This window comes from Haloarcula sp. H-GB5 (genome assembly GCF_054850705.1).
The window spans coordinates 1-932 of the sequence record NZ_JBTWBG010000027.1 but is presented as its reverse complement, the minus strand read 5'-3'; the positions used below and the strand labels follow the sequence as shown (position 1 = coordinate 932).

The 932-nt window shown below is 60.2% G+C and carries 1 protein-coding gene and 1 pseudogene; both read right to left on the bottom strand.

What is annotated here, in order from left to right:
* A pseudogene (locus ACYJ11_RS21355) lies at nt 1-553 on the bottom strand (hypothetical protein); the annotation flags it as partial.
* 38 nt (nt 554-591) lie between these two features.
* Nucleotides 592-932 (bottom strand): hypothetical protein (locus ACYJ11_RS21350; RefSeq protein ID WP_461649393.1); only part of this gene is annotated, 341 nt, incomplete at its 5' end.

Sequence of the window (932 nt, the reverse complement as noted above, 5' to 3'; positions counted from 1 at the left end):
CACGGTCGTCAGCCTGCAAGAATCGCTCCTGTGAGCGGGCTAGCGCTGCCGACGCGAGGTTTGGCATCCGAACGCCCATGCAGATACGCGCGGCCTCGACGAGCGAGTCGCCAGAAATCACTTCGCTGTCAACGACTGGTGTGTCCGTCGACGGAAGCACCTGGCGGGCAGTCGCTCGAATCTCTGCTGGAAGACTGTCGATCTCGACGGGCTCGGGACAGAGCTGACCGTCGACGCCGTACCGGATTCGCTTCTTTGAGATGAGCGGGTAGCGGTACGTGATAGCCCCGACCAACGAGTCCTGAAAGTACAGCCCGTGGTGAGCAAGGTTGACCGATGGCAGTGACCCCATATATGAGTGATGCGCCTCGTAGACGGCAGCCGCAGTTTCTCTGTCGATTGGCTCCACGCCGACATGATCGGCAAATCGAATCCCGAGAGGTGCCGTGAACGGGTCACCGTTGGCGTGTATCGGACAGGAACACTCCCCTGTGTCTGCTGGCGGGCGATGCTGGAACGACTGTGTTCGCGTCGATGCTGAGTGTGTGGACATCCTCTCACCCGCCAGAGGACCACAAAACTGCTATCGAGTTACCACGGGGTGATCACAATGCCGGCGTCTGGACCTTCGATATACACTGGATCGCACCCTCGGTAGAAGATCGTGAACCGCTCAGGCTGGTACGCAGGATGCTTCGCAAGCGTTGCGATTGCACGGCTCACGTCGGCTGGGGGGAACTGCGGGTCGCCTGACTGGAGGGCAAGGCGACCAGACTGGAGTATGTCCCACGTCTGGAACTGGTAGTCAGCTGGTGGAGTGAACGTTTCTCGTGCTGTTGCGACAAGATACTCCGCACCGTCGACAACCTGTGCGGCTATCGGATACCGGGCAGACTCTGGACACACAGTGAGAGACCCATCGAGCGCGGGGA